20 protein-coding genes are annotated in these 19961 nt (G+C 37.8%); 3 read left to right on the top strand and 17 right to left on the bottom strand.

What is annotated here, in order from left to right:
* Positions 1-11 precede the first annotated feature (11 nt).
* On the bottom strand, positions 12-2198 hold the full coding sequence (locus ACJJVU_RS14895; RefSeq protein ID WP_405227040.1) for an ATP-binding protein: 2187 nt from the start codon (positions 2196-2198) through the stop codon (positions 12-14).
* Positions 2199-2422: 224 nt separating this feature from the next.
* Here ACJJVU_RS14895 and ACJJVU_RS14890 point away from each other — a divergent pair, with 224 nt between their 5' ends.
* From ACJJVU_RS14890 to ACJJVU_RS14880, 3 genes are all read left to right on the top strand, one after another.
* The gene (locus ACJJVU_RS14890; protein ID WP_405227037.1) at positions 2423-2578 is read left to right on the top strand and encodes a YqaE/Pmp3 family membrane protein; all 156 of its coding nucleotides are present in this window, start codon (positions 2423-2425) and stop codon (positions 2576-2578) included.
* Positions 2579-2798: 220 nt separating this feature from the next.
* Positions 2799-3905: an acyloxyacyl hydrolase gene (locus ACJJVU_RS14885; protein WP_405227034.1), complete on the top strand. Its 1107-nt coding sequence runs from the start codon at positions 2799-2801 to the stop codon at positions 3903-3905.
* 2 nt (positions 3906-3907) lie between these two features.
* On the top strand, positions 3908-4669 hold the full coding sequence (locus ACJJVU_RS14880) for a head GIN domain-containing protein (RefSeq protein ID WP_405227031.1): 762 nt from the start codon (positions 3908-3910) through the stop codon (positions 4667-4669).
* 90 nt (positions 4670-4759) lie between these two features.
* Here ACJJVU_RS14880 and ACJJVU_RS14875 read toward each other — a convergent pair whose 3' ends face one another.
* From ACJJVU_RS14875 to ACJJVU_RS14800, 16 genes are all read right to left on the bottom strand, one after another.
* A complete protein-coding gene (locus ACJJVU_RS14875; RefSeq protein ID WP_405227028.1) occupies positions 4760-5359 on the bottom strand; it encodes a nitroreductase family protein in 600 nt (199 codons plus the stop codon).
* A 187-nt stretch (positions 5360-5546) separates the two neighbouring features.
* Positions 5547-6257, bottom strand: a complete 711-nt coding sequence (locus ACJJVU_RS14870) for a TIGR04283 family arsenosugar biosynthesis glycosyltransferase (RefSeq protein ID WP_405227025.1) — start codon at positions 6255-6257, stop codon at positions 5547-5549.
* A 53-nt stretch (positions 6258-6310) separates the two neighbouring features.
* Positions 6311-7111, bottom strand: a complete 801-nt coding sequence (locus ACJJVU_RS14865; protein ID WP_405227022.1) for a DUF547 domain-containing protein — start codon at positions 7109-7111, stop codon at positions 6311-6313.
* A gap of 91 nt (positions 7112-7202) precedes the next feature.
* Positions 7203-8102, bottom strand: coding sequence for a DUF547 domain-containing protein (locus tag ACJJVU_RS14860; RefSeq protein ID WP_405227019.1), 900 nt, complete (start codon positions 8100-8102; stop codon positions 7203-7205).
* 49 nt (positions 8103-8151) lie between these two features.
* Complete coding sequence (locus ACJJVU_RS14855) at positions 8152-9042, bottom strand: sterol desaturase family protein (protein ID WP_405227016.1); 891 nt, start codon at positions 9040-9042, stop codon at positions 8152-8154.
* Positions 9043-9171: 129 nt separating this feature from the next.
* Positions 9172-10140 carry an arsenosugar biosynthesis arsenite methyltransferase ArsM gene (gene arsM / locus ACJJVU_RS14850; RefSeq protein WP_405227013.1) on the bottom strand — a complete coding sequence of 323 codons (969 nt, stop codon included), beginning with the start codon at positions 10138-10140 and terminating at the stop codon, positions 9172-9174.
* A gap of 81 nt (positions 10141-10221) precedes the next feature.
* Positions 10222-11034 carry a purine-nucleoside phosphorylase gene (locus tag ACJJVU_RS14845; RefSeq protein ID WP_405227010.1) on the bottom strand — a complete coding sequence of 271 codons (813 nt, stop codon included), beginning with the start codon at positions 11032-11034 and terminating at the stop codon, positions 10222-10224.
* A gap of 33 nt (positions 11035-11067) precedes the next feature.
* Positions 11068-11670 carry a TIGR04282 family arsenosugar biosynthesis glycosyltransferase gene (locus ACJJVU_RS14840; RefSeq protein ID WP_405227007.1) on the bottom strand — a complete coding sequence of 201 codons (603 nt, stop codon included), beginning with the start codon at positions 11668-11670 and terminating at the stop codon, positions 11068-11070.
* Positions 11670-11849: a hypothetical protein gene (locus ACJJVU_RS14835; RefSeq protein ID WP_035325526.1), complete on the bottom strand. Its 180-nt coding sequence runs from the start codon at positions 11847-11849 to the stop codon at positions 11670-11672. Before ACJJVU_RS14835 ends, ACJJVU_RS14840 begins: the two co-directional genes overlap by 1 nt.
* Positions 11849-12040 (bottom strand): hypothetical protein, encoded by a 192-nt coding sequence (locus tag ACJJVU_RS14830; protein WP_021778162.1) that lies wholly within the window; start codon positions 12038-12040, stop codon positions 11849-11851. The genes ACJJVU_RS14835 and ACJJVU_RS14830 overlap by 1 nt, the downstream gene beginning before the upstream one ends.
* Positions 12041-12466, bottom strand: coding sequence for a rhodanese-like domain-containing protein (locus ACJJVU_RS14825; protein WP_405227003.1), 426 nt, complete (start codon positions 12464-12466; stop codon positions 12041-12043).
* A gap of 72 nt (positions 12467-12538) precedes the next feature.
* Positions 12539-13366: a metallophosphoesterase family protein gene (locus ACJJVU_RS14820; protein WP_405227000.1), complete on the bottom strand. Its 828-nt coding sequence runs from the start codon at positions 13364-13366 to the stop codon at positions 12539-12541.
* Positions 13359-13814, bottom strand: a complete 456-nt coding sequence (locus ACJJVU_RS14815; RefSeq protein ID WP_405226997.1) for a hypothetical protein — start codon at positions 13812-13814, stop codon at positions 13359-13361. Before ACJJVU_RS14815 ends, ACJJVU_RS14820 begins: the two co-directional genes overlap by 8 nt.
* Positions 13799-15133, bottom strand: a complete 1335-nt coding sequence (locus ACJJVU_RS14810; RefSeq protein ID WP_405226994.1) for a sodium:solute symporter — start codon at positions 15131-15133, stop codon at positions 13799-13801. The genes ACJJVU_RS14815 and ACJJVU_RS14810 overlap by 16 nt, the downstream gene beginning before the upstream one ends.
* Before the next feature lie 114 nt (positions 15134-15247).
* Positions 15248-16687, bottom strand: a complete 1440-nt coding sequence (locus ACJJVU_RS14805; protein WP_405226991.1) for a SusD/RagB family nutrient-binding outer membrane lipoprotein — start codon at positions 16685-16687, stop codon at positions 15248-15250.
* Positions 16688-16721: 34 nt separating this feature from the next.
* Complete coding sequence (locus ACJJVU_RS14800) at positions 16722-19937, bottom strand: SusC/RagA family TonB-linked outer membrane protein (RefSeq protein ID WP_405226988.1); 3216 nt, start codon at positions 19935-19937, stop codon at positions 16722-16724.
* Positions 19938-19961 lie beyond the last annotated feature (24 nt).

Below are 19961 nucleotides of genomic sequence, written 5' to 3'. Positions count from 1 at the left end.
GTGAATAACTATTAAACCTGTAGCTGACTATTAGCAGTAGGTTGTCCAGTATTTAAATGCTGCAAATTGCGCAAGATAGTACGCTTAAAAATGGTGATATCATAAGGTTTTACGATAATGTCTGTAAGTCCAGCATTGTAGATTTTATAACGCATTTCCTTTACCTCTACAGCTGTAAGCGCTATAATAGGGATTTTTTTATCAAAGAGTCTAATCTCTTTAGTAGCTTCTAATCCGTCTTTTACAGGCATATTAATATCCATAAGGATAAGATCATATTTATTATCTCTAGCGCATTCTACAGCTTCCTGACCATTATTTGCAATGCTGCAAGTAACTTCTAGTTTCTGTAGTATCTTCTTTGTCACTATTTGATTGATACGGTTATCATCTACAATAAGGATGCGTTTATTTTTGAGTTGTTTGTCATCTATAATAACTATGGGGTCTACAATTAATGATTCATTTGACATCTCAAAGTCTAGCGTAAAGAAAAATGTAGAGCCTTTTCCCACCTTACTTGATAAGTGTATTTCAGCTCCAGAAAGTGCTAGTAGCTTTTGTACAATAGGCAGTCCTAATCCAGTACCTTGATATGTGTAGTGTCTTGAGCTTACTTGAGAAAATTCATCAAATATACTTTGTTGTTTTTCTTCTGGAATCCCTATACCCGTATCTTGGATTGTAAAGTGAATACTGGCCTTTTGATCATTAAGACCAGACGCTTCAAGTAATATATAGATGTCTCCATTTTCTGTAAACTTACATGCATTTCCCACTAAGTTCATTAGTATTTGAGAAAGCCTAGTAGCATCACCCTTTACAAATTCTGGAACGTTGTCATCAATGTTAATGTGAATGTTGTTCTTGTTTTGCTGGCGCATGTATTCAAAAGAAGAAACGATGTTCTTAATAAAATCTCTTGTATTAAAAACTTCATTATTTTCTATAACTGTATTGGAATCAATTTTATTGATTTGTAGTACATCATTTATGAGCGCAAGCAGGTAGTCTGCCGAGAATTTGAGAGACTTAAGATCTTGTTGATGAGATTTTAATTTTGGATCATCCATCAGGATAGTACTAAGCCCTATAACACCATAGAGAGGAGTTCTTAACTCATGGCTCACCGTTGAGAAAAAGGCCGTCTTAGCCTTTGTAGACTGCTCAGATTCATTCTTTGCCGTAAGATATTCTATGTTCTTTTCAGTCAGGCTTTTTACATAATCTTTCTTACTTCTATACATTCTATAGAGTAGGATTAAGAGCAGAATACTTGATGCGGTAACAACAATTAGAAATTTATTCCAGTTTATCTGGCTTCTTACGATTTCTGCCTGAAGCCTGTTTTTTAATTCATTTCTCTCAATATTCTTTTTGTACTCGGCTACTTGAAAGTTTGCTGCTATTTTTTGAGATTCTTCATTCTGATATTCATCTGTAGTTTCCTCATATAAATTTTGATATTTCACCCCATACTCATAAGCTTCCTTGTACCTTTTTTGACCATAAAGGCTCAAACTATAACTGAGGTAGCTATCTGCAAGTTCAAAGCTAGAAGACTGTAACAAGGTGTCTTTAAAAATCCTTGATAAATGATAATCTACTTTCTTATAATTTTTCTCATGTAAATAGTAAATGGCCCATTGATTTTCAAGGTTTGCTTTCAGCCCATTTGATAGGTGCTTTCTTAATTGATCTGCCGTCGTTAAGTACTTTAATGATTTATCAAATCGCTCATGTTCTTGAAGCGTAAGTACTGCGTTAAGATGAGCATTACTTAAGTTTAGAGAATCTTTTAATTTTCTAAATACTATTATAGACTTGTCATGGTATTGAAGGGCTTTATCAATTGAGGACTCTGAGTAACCATAAAGATTTGCAAGATCCATATAGGTGAGCCCTAAGCCTACACTATCTTGTGCAAGGCTAGCATACTCTTGAGAGCGTTCAAAGCTTTCTCGAGCTTGTAGGGTGTCTTGTAGAATTAAATAGTCATAGCCTAGATATCTAAAGCCACTTTGTAAATATCCAGTATCATTTATTTTTTTTGCTTCTTCAATAATTCTAACATTAAGCTCAAGCGATTTACTGTAGTTGTTAGCTTCGTAATAGATGGCAGAAGAGTCCAAGAGACGCTTTAACCTTTCTTTTATTTTCAAGCTATCAACCTGTGCAGTTCCTATAGAACTAAACATAATTAGTATTAAAAAAAAAGTAATTCTCTTCATTTCAGTGGCTTAATCTATGACAATATACAAAACATTAATAAAAACGGTATTTAATCGTTTGATTCGATATAAATGTTAAGAAAAATCCTACAAATTAGATTTGATTAGTTAAGACTATCTCAATTAATAATGACTTAACGTTCTCAAGCACTGATGCTCGATATATTTGTGACTAACTAAAACCAAAAACAATGTCAATTCTAACCATCATCTTAAGTATTATATTTCCACCACTTGCCGTTGCTTTAAACAAAGGCGTAGGTAAGGATTTAATCATAAATATTATCCTTACAATTCTAGGTATAATTCCAGGTATAATCCATGCCTTTTATGTTAATAGTAAATAATTGAATATCAATATATAGTAGGGATGCATGAAAGTGCATCCCTTTTTTTATAGCAGTTCCTATCTATAAATTGATTAATAAAGTATTTATTTATACTACGCTTTCGCGAAAGCGTAACTATCCATATCACTTGGGTTTTTCCTTATTAGATAATTAGTATAAAAAGCAAACCTACACGTTCAAATTTTCGTAAGTTCACAAACACTAACCAGTGACTCTTATGAATTACTTGCGCCAGCTAGGAATTGCGTTTTTTTGTATACTAACCATCACAATACATGCACAAGAGGAAAAAGTGCGTCCTTTTGATCTCGAGGCAGATTTTTTTTATGGTATGCTCTTAGAGCATAATCCAGATATATCTCATCTTATAACAGAGCATCCGCAGGGAATAATGCTTGCCTATAACCGAAAGACTTACGGGTATGAAGCATGGGAGCGACGTTATAATTTTCCAGATGTGGGTTACACTTTTGTGTATCAAGACATGAAAAATGAAAATCTAGGGGAATTGTATAGTGCTTATGCGCATTATAACTTTTACTACTGGAAGCGTAGATTGCAGTTTAGAATAGGGCAAGGAGTTGCAATTGCCACAAATCCATATGATAGAGAGACTAACTTTATAAATAACGCTTACGGTACCACTGTGTTGAGTAGTACCATGCTTAAATTTGGTTTCAAGCAGAATAATATCTTCAAAAATATAGGAGTACACGCAGGGGTTACCATCATACACTACAGTAACGCAAACCTCAAAGCGCCTAATAACTCCACAAATACATGGGCATTTACTGCGGGGATTAATTATTTTCCAAAAGCAAATGAGTTTCCGGATTACATCCCACTAGGAGAAAAAACAGCATACTCAGAGCCTATACATTATAATCTAGTAGTGAGTGGTGGTGCAAATCAAAGTGATATTAATAACTCGCCGCGATATGGCTTCTTAACGCTTACGGCATTTGCAGATAAGCGTATAAATCATAAGTCTAGTTTTACAGCTGGAGTAGATGCTTTTTTTGCAAATTTCTTAAAAGAGCTTATTCGTTATGAGTCTGTAGCTTTTCCTGAGGGCGAGGTTACTGGTGATGAAGACTGGAAACGCTTTGGAGTTTTTATAGGGCATGAGTTGCATTTTAACGAGCTCTCGTTTGTCTCTCAGTTAGGCTACTATGTGTACTATCCATACGATTTTGAAGGAAGGTTTTATAATAGGTTAGGACTCAAAAGAACTTTTGGAGATCACTTTTCTGGAAGTATGGTTGTAAAAGCTCACGGCGCAAAAGCAGAGGCAGTAGAATTTGGACTAGGATATAGATTTTAAAGATGAAAAATAAATATTTAATAGTAGTGTTGTTGCCAGTGATGATGTGGTTTGCATCATGCGATACTGAGGATACATTGTCATGCCTTAAAACCAGTGGTTCTATAATTACTGAGGAATATGACCTAGCAAGCTTTGATAGTATCATAGTCTTTGAACGTGTACAGTTAGTTGTAAAAGATGCTCCTGAGATCTCAGTTGTACTTGAGACTGGAGAAAACCTGCTAGAAGATTTTGAAGTGTATGTAGAGGATAATACGCTCATCGTAAAAAATAATGCCTCATGTAATCTAGTGAGGGATTATGATACTTCTATATTACGGGTGTCACATCCTAACCTTAGGCAGATTAGAAATAGTAGTGGCAGTACAGTTTTAGGAGATGGCTTGATAAGTTGGAACACCTTGAGACTAGTTTCTGATGATCTAATTGAAGAAGATTTTTATCACAAAGATGGAGATTTTGATATGGAGCTAGACTCAGAAAATGTATTCCTTCAATGTAATGGCTTGTCTAACTTTTTTATACGAGGAAGCGTAACCAATTTAGATATTAACTTGCTGGAGGGTGATAGTAGATTACCACTACAGGATCTAGCTGTGCAAAATGTTACCATTTTCCATAGAGGTACAAATGACGTGTTGATAGCTCCCCAATTATCAATTACGGGCGAACTAAGAAGTACAGGAAATTTAATATTAAGTAATACACCTCCCGTTGTTGATGTGCAAACATTTTTTACTGGGGAGGTTATTTTTGACTAGTTCTATACTTCAGGTTTAGGTTTTAAAAAAGGAGTCACTTTAAATAAGTGACTCCTTTTTTAATGATGCTCATTTAACAACCTAAGGGACTTAGATGCTTTCTACTACTTTTTCTAAAGCTATTCTTGACTTTGGCTTTTTACTAGGTTGATTAAAATCATCCTCATCGCGATATCCTATTGCCACAGCTACTAGCGTTGCGTAGCCTTTGTTATCTATAATCTTATCGTAATTTTCTGGCTCTATCCCTTCCATTGGGGTTGCATCAATATTCATTGCAGCACAGGCGCTTAATAATACTCCTAGTGATAAATACACTTGCTTGTCAAACCATGCCTTGATTTCTTGCTCTGGTAACGGTTTTAGGTATTCTTTATAGTAATCTACTGCACCTTGAGGTAGTTCTTCTTCTATTTGTTTTTCAAAAGCTGCAAGATCATTAATCCGGCTAAAAACAACTACAGTATCACTATCTGTTACCTTCTCGGTATTAATCCACGATACTTTAGAAAGTTTTTCTTTGGTAGCCTCGTCAGAAACAAAAGTGAATTTCCATGGCTGGCTATTGATGGAAGACGGACTTAAGCGAAGTATTTCCTTAAGCTCTTCTATATGTTTACTATCTATTTTTTTTGATGCGTTATACTTCTTTGTAGTATAACGTTCTTGCATTGCATTTATAAAGCTCATATCAATTTTTTTTAATCATATAATTTATAGTAGCAAAATTAAGTATAGCAGTAACTTATTGCAATAACGGTTTAAAAGGATAGAGCTATTTTAAGAGAACTTTATGCGTTTAGTACGATAACTGGAGTTTTGAATTAAATTCCAATAGTAAAAAGTATAAAATGAAGTAGTATACTATACTTTTAGGTTATGAAATTTTCTTGAGATAGTACTTATGTAAATCTTCTGCACTTGCACCAAACCATTTACGCACATAAATACTCCAAAAGTGAAATTGTAATTTCCATACGCCGTTTTCATCATAGCGTCTTGCAGAGGTGGTAAGCCACTCTTGAATTACTACAAACTTACGCTTAGCATATAACTTATTGATAAGGTCATTATCTTCATAAATAATATAACGCTCGTCAAAAGTGCCTAGCTCCTTAAATAACTGTGCTGTGATAAACTGACTTTGATCTCCTCCTCTACAGGCTCTCCACTTGAATTGTGTAAGCCATCCAGCGAGTCTTAACCACCAGTGATTAGAGTCAAATTTCATTTTAAAACACCCAGCAGGATTACCAGCAACCACTTGCTCCACGATATGCTTATCATAATCTTGAGGAGGGTAAGAATCTGCATGTAGAAAGTAGAGGATTGAGCTTGTTGCGATGGCTGCTCCTGTGTTCATTTGTTTAGCTCTGCCCTTTGCAGATTTTATCACTGTGACCTGAGGATTATGATCGCTATAGCTGCTTACGAGCTTGTATGTATCATCCTTGCTTCCTCCATCTACTACAATTATTTGTGTCACATAATCACAAGAAAAAGCCCTCTCTTTCAAATGTGCTAGTAATTTAATAATCGTTTCAGATTCATTAAGTACCGGTATGACAATCGAAATAGAAGGCTTCATTAAATAATTTATGGTCATCAAATCTACGCAAAAAGAGTAGAGGTGGTTTTAAATTATTGTTTATTTAATTCCCAGTTATATTCTTTAAACGTAACAGTCGCATCTCCTGCAACTTCTACCGTGCTGTATTTATTTATGTAAGGGATTAAGCTTTCACTAGATCCTCTATAAAAGTCCTTTGTATAAAATTTAAAAATAGAAGATAGCTCAGCTTTATTTGCTGCGACAGTATTCTTATCGCTGTTTATGAACTCCTTTGTTGCTCTCTCTAATTGCTCATTAATTTTTCCAGCAGTATATGCTTCTCTCAATAGCGGTGGGCATGAAATAGAAGCGCAATTTATAGCAAAGTGTATTCTAGGTTCGTTCATCTTACGTAGTACGCCATTCTCAATTCCTCCTAGAGAAAGTTTACGGTTTTGCACAGTTACAATTCCTTTAGTCCATACACCGTCTATTTCTTTTATGCTCGTAACATTGGGATTTTTAAGGATTTGATCTACGGTATACGCATTGTAAATATTGATGTAATAAGCCAGCAATTCTTGAACGCTCCAGTCATTATTAGGGTCTAGGCTCGCAAGTTTATCTAAGTATGCATTAAGGGCTTCTTGATCTTTAGCAAATCCTTTATAATCTACCATTCCTTTTGAATCTACATGCTTTTTAAGAAGCTCGTCCCACGCAGAGTGATCTACATTTACAGTAGAGTTTGCAGTCGTTGAGGTTAGTGTTCCTTCTACTTGCTTAGTAGGCTGTCCTTGACTTGTAATTCCACCTGCAGCTAGTGTAGCGCAACTTTGCAACGTGATTGCAAAGGCACCTATGGTAAGTAATCGTAAGAAGTTTTTCATAATATATCTTATTGAGAGTACAATATCGCTTTCGCGAAAGCAAAACCAACACCCATTAACGTGTAGTTAAGTGAGTTTTGTGAAAACATTACTACTTATTCAATGTCCAGTCATAATCACGATAACGCACCCTTGCATTCTCTGAAATTGAGGTCGTGGAATAACGATTTAAGAAATCTATGAGAGAGCCGTCTGTTTTAAAGTCTTTTGCAAACCAAGTGAAAATCTTTGAAACTTCGACGCGATCATTTGTGATAGTATTGCGGGTAGGATCATTAATAAATTTTCGAGAAAGCATATCTAGTTGTGCATCTACCTTGCTAGGTGTAAATGCCTCATTAAGTAGCGGCGGGCAAGAAAAAGAAGCGCAATTTATCCCGAAGTGTATGCGAGCATCTCCCATTTTACGTAAAATCTCATGCTCAATCTCATTGAGATTATACCACTTGTCTCCTAATTTCCAAAACCGTTGATCCCATGGATCTTTAATATCTTTTATGCTTTCAAGTGGATAGTTGCGTAGTATAAGGTCTATCGTCATCGCATTGTAAGCATTCATCCAGTAGGATAGCTTCTCTTCTTGCGACCAAGTCGCTGTAGGTAGCGATTGCCCTAGGGAAGCGATATATGCACGTAAACTACCCCAATTAGATTTAATACCATTGTAATTTACATTACCTTCTTTAGAAACGTATTTCTTTAAAAGTGCATCAAAAGCGTCATGATTAAAATTGGAAACTTCTTCTATAACTTCAACTTCAACAACATCTTCGGGTTCATTATTTGAAACGGCAACTTCAACGACTTCCTCTGGTTCGGAGATTGTAGTTTCTACTTTTTCTGATTCGGTAATTACCGTTTGCGGGATTTCAACGCGGGTTTCGGTAATAACCATTGGAGTCTCAGGTTCGGGAGTAGTTGTAACATTTTTAGAACTGCTACAGCCAGTGAGCAGTGCAATTGTAAGTGTGAAGTAAGCTAATTTTTGCATCAGATTTTTTCTAAGATTAGTTCGCTTTCGCGAAAGCGTATGCAATAACCTACTTTTCTTTTTCAGAAAGAGGATAGGTGATTTGACCAACAAAGTCCGTTGGAAATGTTTCATCTCCATCAAACCCTAATTCGATATCACGACCATCATGCGGAACATGACTTGTTCCAAAAAGGTAATCCCATACACTCAACGTTAGTCCAAAGTTTACGCCATACTTTACACGCTCAGGTAATTCTTTTGCGTGATGCCAGATGTGCATCTTAGGGTTATTGAGAATATACTTAAGCGGGCCATAATCCCAGCCTATGTTTGCATGGTTGAGGTGACCTACAGTAAGTGCGGTAAAATGTATGATAGCCACATATGCAAGGTCAAAACCTCCTATAATCGCAATAGGAATGTATAAAAAGGACTTATACATAATAGGCTCTACCCAGTGATAGCGCATCTGTGCTGCAAAAGCCATCTCCTTTGTAGAGTGATGCACTTTATGAAAATTCCATAAAAATGGTACTCTGTGTAGTATTCTGTGCGTGTTCCATTGTACAAAGTCAGATATGATAAAAAAGATGAGCAACCCTACACCAAAGGGTAGTGTGTCTACATCAAAAAGTTGGAAGTCAATTAATGCTAATCCTACCACGCCTAGAATATCATCAAAAAACAGTGCTGCGGTATTTGTGAGTGCGATAAATACAATGAGATTGAGAAAGAAGAAATTAAAGAACATGTAAAATAAGTCCATCCAGAAGTCTTCACGAAAAATCTTCTGATTCTTACGCCACGGAAATGCAATTTCTAATCCCCAGACTACGAGAGACACAATGATTAATCCCCAGAAATAATTATCCCAGTTATTCTCAAAGAAAATCTCGCGCTTAAAATAACTCCAATAGTCGGAGTAAGATTTTAAGAAAGTATCTAAGTATTTGCGCATATTATATTGGTGATAATAACAAATTTACAAAAATCAAAAGGCACAACCTTAGTTGTGCCTTTTGTATTATCCTTACAAGGTTTCAATAAGTTTGAATACTTACAAGGGTGCTTATTTATAAGGATACGCTTAGCAACATCCACCACCATCATAGTGATACGTAGACTCGCTTATAAAGATGTCATCACGTCCTAAAGCAGCAAGTGCTCCTGCTGTTTTATCACAAATAGCCAGCGGCTGATTTTTAAGAAGGATGTGTCCTAGCTTATCATCAAAAAAGTCTTCTTCTCCATAATAAATGGCAGCTTTACCTGTAAAAATACAAGGTCCGTCTGCTGGCATAGGATCTTTAATTGCTGCTACTTCAATAGACTCAATGTAAATGAGCTCATCTGTAGGGTAGGCTCCAGGATTAAGTATTCTATATGGCTTACGAGCTCTTATCTCAATAGTTCCAAAACCAGCATCTGTAAGTGCTTTTACATACTCGGCTATGGGTAAACTTCCAGAAAGACAAAGCGCACGTAAACGATCATCATTACGTAATTCTTCATTCATTTCCTGCTCACAAGTAGGGTCGCTCATTACAAGCTTGCCGTGAGGTTTAAGCACGCGATACATCTCTGCAATGGCGCGTTTTAAATCTTCGGCTTTAAAGATGTTGAAGAGGCAGTTTTGTGCAGCTACGTCTATAGAGTTATCTGCAACATTGAGGTTAAGGGCATCTCCTTTTTGAAGATCTACAAATTCGCTCCTAAACCAAGGGTTTAACTTCTCTGCTTCTATAAAGTTTTTACGAGACGCTTCTAGCATTTCATCCACTACATCTACACCTACTACGCCACCTTTATTACGATTAAAATATGCAAACTGTAAAAGCTCCATACCACCACCTACACCTACATATAGCATCTTAGGCTCATTAGTAAGATCACGAGCATTTACAGTGCTTCCGCAACCGTAATTCATCTCTTGCATAATCTTTGGGATCTTTAATCCTGGTAATTCCCAGATAGGATTTGTAGTACAGCACAGTCCTACATCTGGTGTAAGTGCTGCTTCTTTATAAAGATCATTTGTAGCATTAAGGTAACTCATAACTTGTTGTTTGAATAGATAGTAGTTCGTATGTAATGATGATATCTTTTGGTTTAGATTCCGCTTTCGCGAAAGCGTACTTTATAAAGATTTAATCAATCCTGTAAAGAGCGTAATCATCTCGGGCTCTGCCTTACCAGCCATTGCAATTATTTCTGGAATATTTACCGGCTTAAGATTATCTGGGTCACACTCATCTGTAAGTACAGAAACTGCCACAACAGGTAGATTCAAATGATTTGCTACGATAATTTCTGGCACAGTACTCATTCCTACAGCATCTGCTCCTATGATTTTTAAGTAACGATATTCTGCTCTAGTTTCTAGCTGTGGGCCTACTACAGAAGCATATACTCCCTCATGTAAGTTTATGCCATTGTCTTTTGCAATAGTGCGTAGCGTATTGTTCATAGCAGCATCATAAGGTGCGCTCATATCTACAAAGCGCTCTCCCATTTTTTCTACTCCTTTAAAAGCTAGCGGTGATCCTCCTTGTAGATTAATGTGATCATCTATGAGCATTAATTCTCCTTTTTTGAAATCAAGGTTAATCGCTCCAGAAGCATTAGATACTAATAGGTGCTTGATACCTAAAGCGTGCATCACACGTACTGGGTACGTTACATCTGTAAGTGAGTAGCCTTCATACACGTGAAAACGACCTTGCATAATAATAACCTTTTTACCTTCTAGCGTACCGTAAATTAATTTACCTGTGTGGAACTCTACCGTTGCCGTTGGGAAGTTAGGGATATGATTATAGCTCGCGGTGTGTTCTATCTCAACACGATCAATGAGTTGCCCAAGACCAGTACCTAAAATGATACCTACTTCAGGATTTTCAAAGCCTTTGCTTTTTAAGTAATCTGCTGTTTCTATGATATATTTTTCCATAATATGTTTTTTTAAACGTATTAAATTTTCTTGTTATTGTAAATACTGAGCAAACTCAGCATATGGTTTTAAATCTTCGGCAAAGTCAATATCGTTAAGCGTTTCTAGTTGGTGTGTTTTTACCGTTGCTAGATTATCCATAGTGCTTTTAAATACGGTATCTCCGCCCCATTCTTTGTTGTAAAACACTTCTTTTATAAGCTTACTCATACCTAATAAATAATAACCTCCGTCTTGCGCTGGACCTATTACTGCATCGTTAGAGTGTAGCGCGTCAAAAGCTTCATTTATGTGAGAAGCACGCAAGTCATAAAGGTCACTGCCTACAATGAGTACATTGTCATACCCATCTGCAAAGGCTTTTTCAAATGCCTTATACATACGCACCCCTAGATCTTCACCTTCTTGCTGGAATTTTTCAAAAATAGCATTATCCCACATATCATTATCGCGCACCTTCACAGAGTAGCCTACGCGTTTAGTGCAAGTTAAAGTGCTTACTACGTCCTTAGTATGTGACAAGAGCTTCTTGTAAATTTCAAGAGCATTTTCTTGACCTACACCTTTGGCTAGTCTGCTTTTTACTTTGCCTAGTTCTGGATTTCTGGTGAATATGAGTACTATGTTTTTTTTCATTATTGCTTTCTATAATTATATACGAGGTACAAAAACATAAGCGCCATCGTGATGAGCTGCTGGTATATACTCGCATTAATAGACCAACTTAGGTTCTCAAAATTTAGCTTGCTTACAGTAAGTACGAGTAATAGGATAAGGAGTATGATAAATATGAGTATGATTTTCTTTCTAGTCATTACTCGTCATCTTTTTTTGTCCACTGGTCACTTTTTTTAATAGCTATAAACATCCCAATATTTGCAATAATAATGAGACTACTAGAGAGATAGTCTTTCCAAGTGGATGTCTCGTTAGTAAGATGATAAGCCAGTAAAGCAAATCCTCCTATGGTGAGGCCTATAAAAATGAGTGGTATATATTTATTCATCTAGTAAACTTTATGTCCTGTTTTTAAATATTTCCCCCAAACTTTGGAAAATACATGAACAGAGTCGGTTGGTTGTTTGTTCTTGTTTTGGATTTCGTAGCCTTCATCTTTCCAAGCAAATATGCTTCCGTATAGATTTTTGACATTTGTAAACCCTTTCTTCTTTAGTCGCTCGCCAAAATCTTCAGAGCGTATCCCTACGGAGCAATAAACGACGATGGGTTGATCTTTTTTTGCTTTCGCGAAAGCGTACATACTATCATTCACCTTTTCAGAAACCCACACCGCTCCAGGGATATGACTCACATCAAATTCTTCCTTTTTACGAGTGTCTAAAATTAAGTAGTCACTCATTTCCATCTTGAGTTCTTGCACAGAAATATAAGGAACAGAGCGTGTGTTATACTGTTTTAATAACAAGTCCATATCTGATTGCCCAACACTTATAGCGCTTATGAGAAAGATGAGTATGTATGTGATTTTTTTGATAATAAGTCTTTATAATTTGATGCCAAATCCTTGTAAGCCACTCTCTACAGGTGGCAGTATTTCTGTGTTGTCCCAGATGCCAGTTACGATGGTACGCGCATATTCTTCTGGCAGTAAGCCGTTTTGCATTAACTGGCTCGTGAGCTTGTAATTATATGCAAATGTATGATGTTCATAGCTAAGATTGTCAGAAGTATCATCTAGAATGGCATACCAGACTTCGGTAGAGCCATCATTTGCTGGCATCCCTATCACGCCAGGGTTGAGCCATAATTTATCTTCTTGCTCCGTATGAAAAGGCAGGCCACAATGTCCCGCAATAATCACATCACTTTGTGTTGTATCAAAATTTGAACCTTTTATTTCCCAAGGTGTAGATTTAAATATAAATTCAGAAATATGATTATATGAGCCGTGTACAACCGTAACCTTTTTACCAGCGTAGGTAAATGTAATATGGTCTGGAAGCGCCTCTAAGGTCTCTAGCGAATTCTTAGAGAGTTTGCTTTGTGCGTAAGGATACCACAGCTGGCTAAAACCATCACAACGCGATCCTTCTCTAAAGTCACACCCGCAATCTTCTGCGCCCTCACTCAATTGCTTTTCTACATTACCAGCGATACCGTGTGTTCCCCATATTTTATAGAGTTGTACGGTTTCTTCGGGCTGCGCACAATATCCCACGATATCTCCTGTGCAGATGCAATTTTCTGGAGCAATTCCTTGCTGCTCTGCAATAGCTTTTAGTTTCTCTAGCGCTTGTAGATTGCTATACACACCGCCATAAAGGAGTACTTTGCCGGTAAGATTGCCTATGTTTTTTATCTTTTTATCCACGTTTAAAGCTTTTGTATTCTTGGTAATTACAATTAGAACTATCAAATTTTTTATCCTCGTAAGCTTTTACATAAAGGTTTGGAAGTAATTTCTTTCTCTCTCTTGTCAATTTTCTTTTCGCTCTGCGCATACTTATATAGTCATATGTCCATTCGTTCAACAGAATTATATTGTAGACATCACAGCTATCTATTATCTTAATATTTTCTTCTTGAGCCATTACTGATTGAAACTTTATAGAGCTAATGTAGTTAGTCTTTTCAAAGCTGAAATTCCCATTGAAGTCTGTGGTGTCTAGAATGGTAGAATCGTTCGATGTGATTAGCACTCCAGGGTAAGGGTCTAATCCTTGAAATAATACCTTACCCTTAATTATCCGATCTTGACAATAACCAAAACTTATACTAAAGAGTATTAATGTTGCTAAGAGAATTATCTTTTTATCCATCGTGGTATGAGGTATAATATGGTACAAGCCGTGATGCCCCAGACGTTGGTCCAAAGTAACGTAGCATAAGATCCTGTTGTAAATTGTAATGATAGTGGTAAGGCATCAAAAACTAATATGAAACCAAAAACGATACCAGTCACTACACTCAAGTAATAACTAATTTTTGGGGCTGGCTTTCGCCAAAATAAAAATACTGGCGTTAGTCCAATTACCATCGTTCCAGATATGGTCGTGGCACTTAAAATCTCTGCATTAAGAAATACGGGAATGGTTCCCAATATGGCAATAACAGCCATAGATAATCTCCCAAACGAAAGATTTTTACCCAAATTTAAATCGACTGAAAGTAGCTTTGAAAATGAGGAGAATGTACTATCCAGCGTAGATGCTGCCGAGGTAATCATAATAAAGTTGATGACTAACAATATGACTACGCCAAAAGCTTTGCCCACTTCTACAGCGGCTTGACCTGCCATTCCTTGTGACTGGGCATACACACCTATTACACTAAATAAGATAATGCAAGCTGCTCCCAATACCGAGGCGATTAGAAAGCTACGTAGGGTAACTTTCGGCGAACTTAAAAAAGCTCTGTCTGTCAATACTGGATCGTGAAAGGGATATGAGAATGACTGTAACAAGGCTGCAAATAGTAAATTAAGACCGAGATCAAAACTCCACGTTCCAGAAGTCGCAACTTCCTTCACACTAAAATCATCTACCGAAAATATACTCCATAAAATCACACATAGCAGTATGGAGAATAATCCCATCTGTATCACATCTGTAAATATAGAACTGCTCAATCCGCCCTTAAGCGCATAAGCTAGAGTGAGTATCGTAAAGACCAGAATCGCCCAATAGTAAGGAGTGCTTCCCATCTCTCCAAAATAAGAACCTATCACCATCGTGTTACTCCACACTTCATTAAAAAGCCTAATAGCAATGAGCACAGAAAATAAGCGCATCGCTCCTTTTCCAAATCGAGAAGTCAGAAACTGATGAATGCTTGTAAACCCACCTTGCAAACGCATCTGGTAGATAATCACACCAGCCACAGCAAAGGAGAGGTAGTAACCCGCATAAGCCACACCACCCACAATCCCAAAACTCAGACCTAAGTTGGCAGCATTTGTAATACTCTTTGCAAAAATCCACGAGATAATGAGACTACCCGTAAGCATCCACACATTAGGAGACTTCTTGCGATGCGTAGCCTTAAAAAACTCATCAGGACTTTTGGCAAGCGGAGACAGCACAAACATCAACACACTCGATGCTATAATTAATCCCCATTGCCAGATTTCTACATTCATATAGTAATTACTTAACTAGTTGTAATCGCTTTTGCTTTGCAAAAGCTTGCTTCTTGTGTTCCCCTCTTTGAAGAGGGGCTAGGGGAGATGTCCGCAGTATCCTCCCACAATTCCTTAATCTACATCCCACCACACGCGCACGTTAAGACTATTGCCATCTGTCGCATCAAATGCCGTCTGGTAATTATCTGCATTGAGCGCTTCTTCTTCAGATGGGTAAGGCATACGTACGGGAATTAAACCGTCATTAAGACTTGCTTGCACATCCATAAACTCAGGAAAACCGGTACGTCTATATTCTATCCAACCTTCATAGCCGTTTATGATGTTTGCAATCCATTTTTGAGTAAGTATTTGCTCTAGCGGCGAACTATCAGCGTTATTGAAAGCAGCATTCCCAGTGAGATAATCTACTGGTAAAGGTGTTTGCCAGTATTCAAAAGCGAGAGTAACACCGTTTTCATAAAGTGCCTGCGCATCTGCGGTGATAAGTCCGCGCTGGGCAGCTTCGGCGAGTGCTAGCGAAGTTTCCCAAGCGGTCATAAAGTTGGCATCTAGTACAGAGGTATCTTCTCTAAAAGCAGTACCTGCAAGTGATAAATCTCCTAGCACGGCAGCCGTTGAGGTTGCATCTATTCCATTTATAAGTCCGTTAAAATCGTCAGTATTTGATGCTGGTCTAAAGAACGTATTAAGCCTCGTGTCTTCAAGGTCTACAAGAATGGTTTCCATCGTTTCTGAGAGCACAAAGTTGTTAAAGTCACCTACACGTAACTGTGCAAGTCTAAAACTATTAGGCTCTGTGTTGCTAAAGTTAAAAACAGCATTATCACTATTACTCAATATAAAGTTATCCTCATTAACCAGCGCTTGTAAATCTGCACTTACATCTACACGATCTGAGATACGTAAAAGATGTTTGATTTTAAGACTGTTTGCAAAGCGTACCCAAGCTTGTAAGTCACCACCATAAAGAATATCTCCTTCTAGCGGGATCACATCTTCATAAGCTTCTATAGCAGCAATTCCTGCATCTAGATTTGCTAGAATACCATCTGCTCCAGTATATATAGCCTCCTGCGTATCATAAGCTGGTGTTACGGTTCCATCTATTCCATTAAATGCTTCAGTGTAAGGAACATCGCCAAAAAGATCTGTAAGCCCAGCCGACATATATGCCTTAAGGATAAGCGCAGGACCTTCATAAACGGCAAAAGTCACATTAGTTTGCGCCTGCTCTAAGATAATCTCGTTGTCTCTTAAATTCGTGTAAAATATAGGCCAAGGATTTCCGCCTAGCTGCGGTGATTTCAAAGCGTGACGATCAAAAAGGTTAAAATCAAGAGCCGTTCTGTGCTGTGATAGTAAATCTCCAGCCACAAAACCTTCGTAGCTCATTTGCTCTCCGTAGTCATAAATAACTTGTCGCAACAACAAGCTAGGTTGCACGCTTACGGGATCATTTGGGTTAGTGTTTATTTCTTCAAAATCTTCTGTGCAACTGCTCATTCCGAGTAAAAGCAGGAGGGAAGTGATGTATAAAAAATGTTTCATTTGTAATGTTTTATGTTACGCTTTCGCGAAAGCGTTAAAAGTTAAATCCTGCCTTAAATCCGAAGCTTCTTGTTGTAGCATAGCTCAAATCTTCTACACCGCTCACAAACCCTTGTCCCTGCACTGCAAGTTGCTCAGGGTCAAAATGTGGGTTTTCTGTGATAGCAAAAAGATTGCGTCCTATAAGTGAAAGGTTTACGTCTACACCTTCTTTAAGACCGATAAATCCGTCTTTAATCTTGAAAGAATATCCTATCGAAAACTGACGAAGTTTTAAGAATGAGGCGTCATAAATGTTATTTTCTTCGTGGTTACGGTCATAAAACTGACGGTAGTAACTCTCTGCCGAAACTGCCGTGGTGTTTGGAACAAAATTTGGATTTGCCGCAGGACCTGTGTTTACAACTCCTTGTGCTATAATTCCCTCTTCTGGGCGGAAAGCTGTTTCTGCTAGTTGGCCTCCTACATTACCTAGCGCTCGTGTTCTTGAGACAATATCTCCACCTTGACGCCAGTCAAATAAGAAAGATGCACTCCATTGCTTGTAGCGGAAATCATTGTTCCACCCTAGGTTAAAATCTGCGGTGTAGTTTCCTATTTTCTTGAGGTTGTTATCTGCGATAAAGCGACCATTATCATCAATGATAAAATCACCATCGTCATTACGTAGGTAGCCTGTTCCATAAATATCGCCAACTTCCCCGCCTTCTTCTACTTGGAAAAATACGGTCTGGTTTGCGCTGTCATAAATACGGCTAAAGGCAAGCGTAAGACGACCATCAGATTGCGGTAAACTCTCAACTACAGATTTGTTGGTGCTGAAGTTAAAGGTCGTGTTCCATCTAAAGTTTTCATTTACGATAGGAGTGATGCCTGCAATCACCTCGATACCCGAAGTGCGCACCTCACCACCATTTACCACCTGCTGATTAAAGCCTGAAGAAATAGCAATAGGCAAGGAGATAATCTGATCTTTAGTAAGTGCGTTGTAGTACGTGAAGTCTACATTAAATCTGTCTTTAAAGAAACGTATGTCTGTACCTATCTCGTACGATGTAGTTTGCTCTGGTTTTAGGTTTGCATTAGGGATAAAATTTTGTGCGCTAAAAGTGGGCTGCCCTTCAAAAGGAGTTTGTGCGATAAACGCTCCAGAAGTTTGGAAAGGATTAGTGTCATTACCCACTTGAGCAACACTTGCTCTTAGTTGCAAGTAGCTTATCGCTTCTGGAAGTTCCCAAACGTTAGATCCTATGAAACTCAAACTAGCCGAAGGATAGAAAAACGAAGTATTATCTGCGCTAAAAGGTGTTGCCAGTGCACTTGACCAGTCATTACGTCCTGTAACGTCTAGGTATAAGAAATTTTTGTAACCCAGTTTTGCCACTCCGTAAAAAGAGTTGATACGCTTTTCAGATTCAAATTGGAATGCTTCTATAGGTGATGCGGCATTATTAAGGTTAAAGATGCCTGGTTGTGCAAGGTTTGTAGTTTGCACCTGTTTTGTAGAAGCCACTTGAGATAAACGATTACCACCAAGGCTTACATCTAGCGAGAAATCGCCAAACTTGTTATCGTAGTTAAGTAAGAAGTCTGTATTGATCTCACGATAAAAAACATCGTGCTCAGCATAACCACCGTTCTGGAAACGGTTAGAACTAAAGTTTCTTAAAAACTGTCGTTTCTCACTACTGTAGTCCATCCCTGTGCGTATGGTAAGGTCAAGATTTTTGGCGAGCGTTTGTGTAAGGGCTATGTTACCAAAAACGCGATCACGGTTAAAAGAGTTTCTGTTTTCTTCTAAAATAAAAAATGGATTATCAAAGAAGGTGTAGTTGAAAGAATATTGCTGCACACCTTCTAATCCTGGCTGCCAGTAATCACGTAGGCTGTCTATATTAAGAGAGCGAGGTCCCCAGGCTACGAGTGAGTAATTTACATTCTCACTTCCGTATCCGTTTGATGGGCGGTTATCACTACCAGAATTTACATAACTAATGCTCGCCTTAATTTTAGTTTTGTCTGTTGGCTTAAAGTTAAGTTTTGTTGCGATGGTTTGTCTATCTAAGTTTACACCAGGGATGATAGACTCACTACGTAGATCTGTAAACGATATACGGAAATCACCTTTATCAAATCCGCTAGAGACAGATACATTATTTATGGTGGTTACACCAGTTTCATAAAAGTCTTTTAGGTTATCTGGGTTTGACCTAAATTCGGTAGGAGTGATGGCAAGTCCATTGTATAAAGCTGTATCTCCACCACGTACAATCGTCCCATCTGCAAGCGTCACCGGACTATCAAATTGCGAAATTAGATTTCCAGCATCTAGTCTAGGTCCCCAAGAGTAGGTGATGTTATCTGAGATTCCTGCTCCAAGACCATCTACATATTCAAAAACTCCACCTTGTCCTTGTCCGTACTCGTTTTGAAAATCTGGAAGTTGGAAAGCACTGTCAAAAAAGATAGAAGAGTTAATGCTTATACCAAGTCCTTTTTTCTTGCTACCATCTTTAGTCTCAATAACAATGACTCCGTTTGATGCACGCGTACCGTATAATGCAGCAGCACTTGGACCTTTAAGTACAGAAACAGAAGCAATGTCATCTGGATTTACTTCCATCGCGCCGTTCCCAAAATCTACTTCTTGGAAACCTGCGGCTGCTTCATTTGTAAAGTTGAAGACGGTGTTGTTATTTATAGGTACTCCATCTACCACAAACAGCGGATTGTTATTAGAAAAAGATGATTCTCCACGTATGCTTATGCGTGATGAAGATCCTACACCCGTAGCTCCTGGTGTGATGGTAACTCCTGCGAGCTTTCCAGAAAGGTTGTCCAGAAAGTTTACAGACTTTACCTCGTCTATAGCTTCTGAGTTTATGGTTTGCACTGTATACCCTAGTTCTCTTGTATTGCGTTTTACGCCTAGAGCGGTTACAACGACTTCGTCAAGTCCCTCCTGCGAGATGCTTAGTGTAACATCTATTTGAGTTCTTCCAGCTACAGTAATTAATTGTGAGCTATAACCGAGCGAAGAGAATTTTAAAACGGATACATCCGTAGGTATGGTAATGGTATAAACACCATTTTCGTCTGTAATGGTTCCTTGATTTGTGCCTTCTACAAGGACATTTACAAAAGGTATGGTGGTGTTATCTTCTGCGCTTGTAACGGTTCCGGTAACGGTAGTTTGAGCATACAAACTTGCTGTAAAAAGCAAGAGCATACTAAGATAAAATGATTTCATCTGAGTGTATTAGTTGGTAATTAA

The sequence above is a fragment of the Dokdonia sp. Asnod1-B02 genome (genome assembly GCF_045063955.1).
Lineage (GTDB): Bacteria > Bacteroidota > Bacteroidia > Flavobacteriales > Flavobacteriaceae > Dokdonia.
The sequence above is the reverse complement of the archived record's forward strand: the minus strand, read 5'-3'. Positions and strand labels throughout refer to the sequence as shown.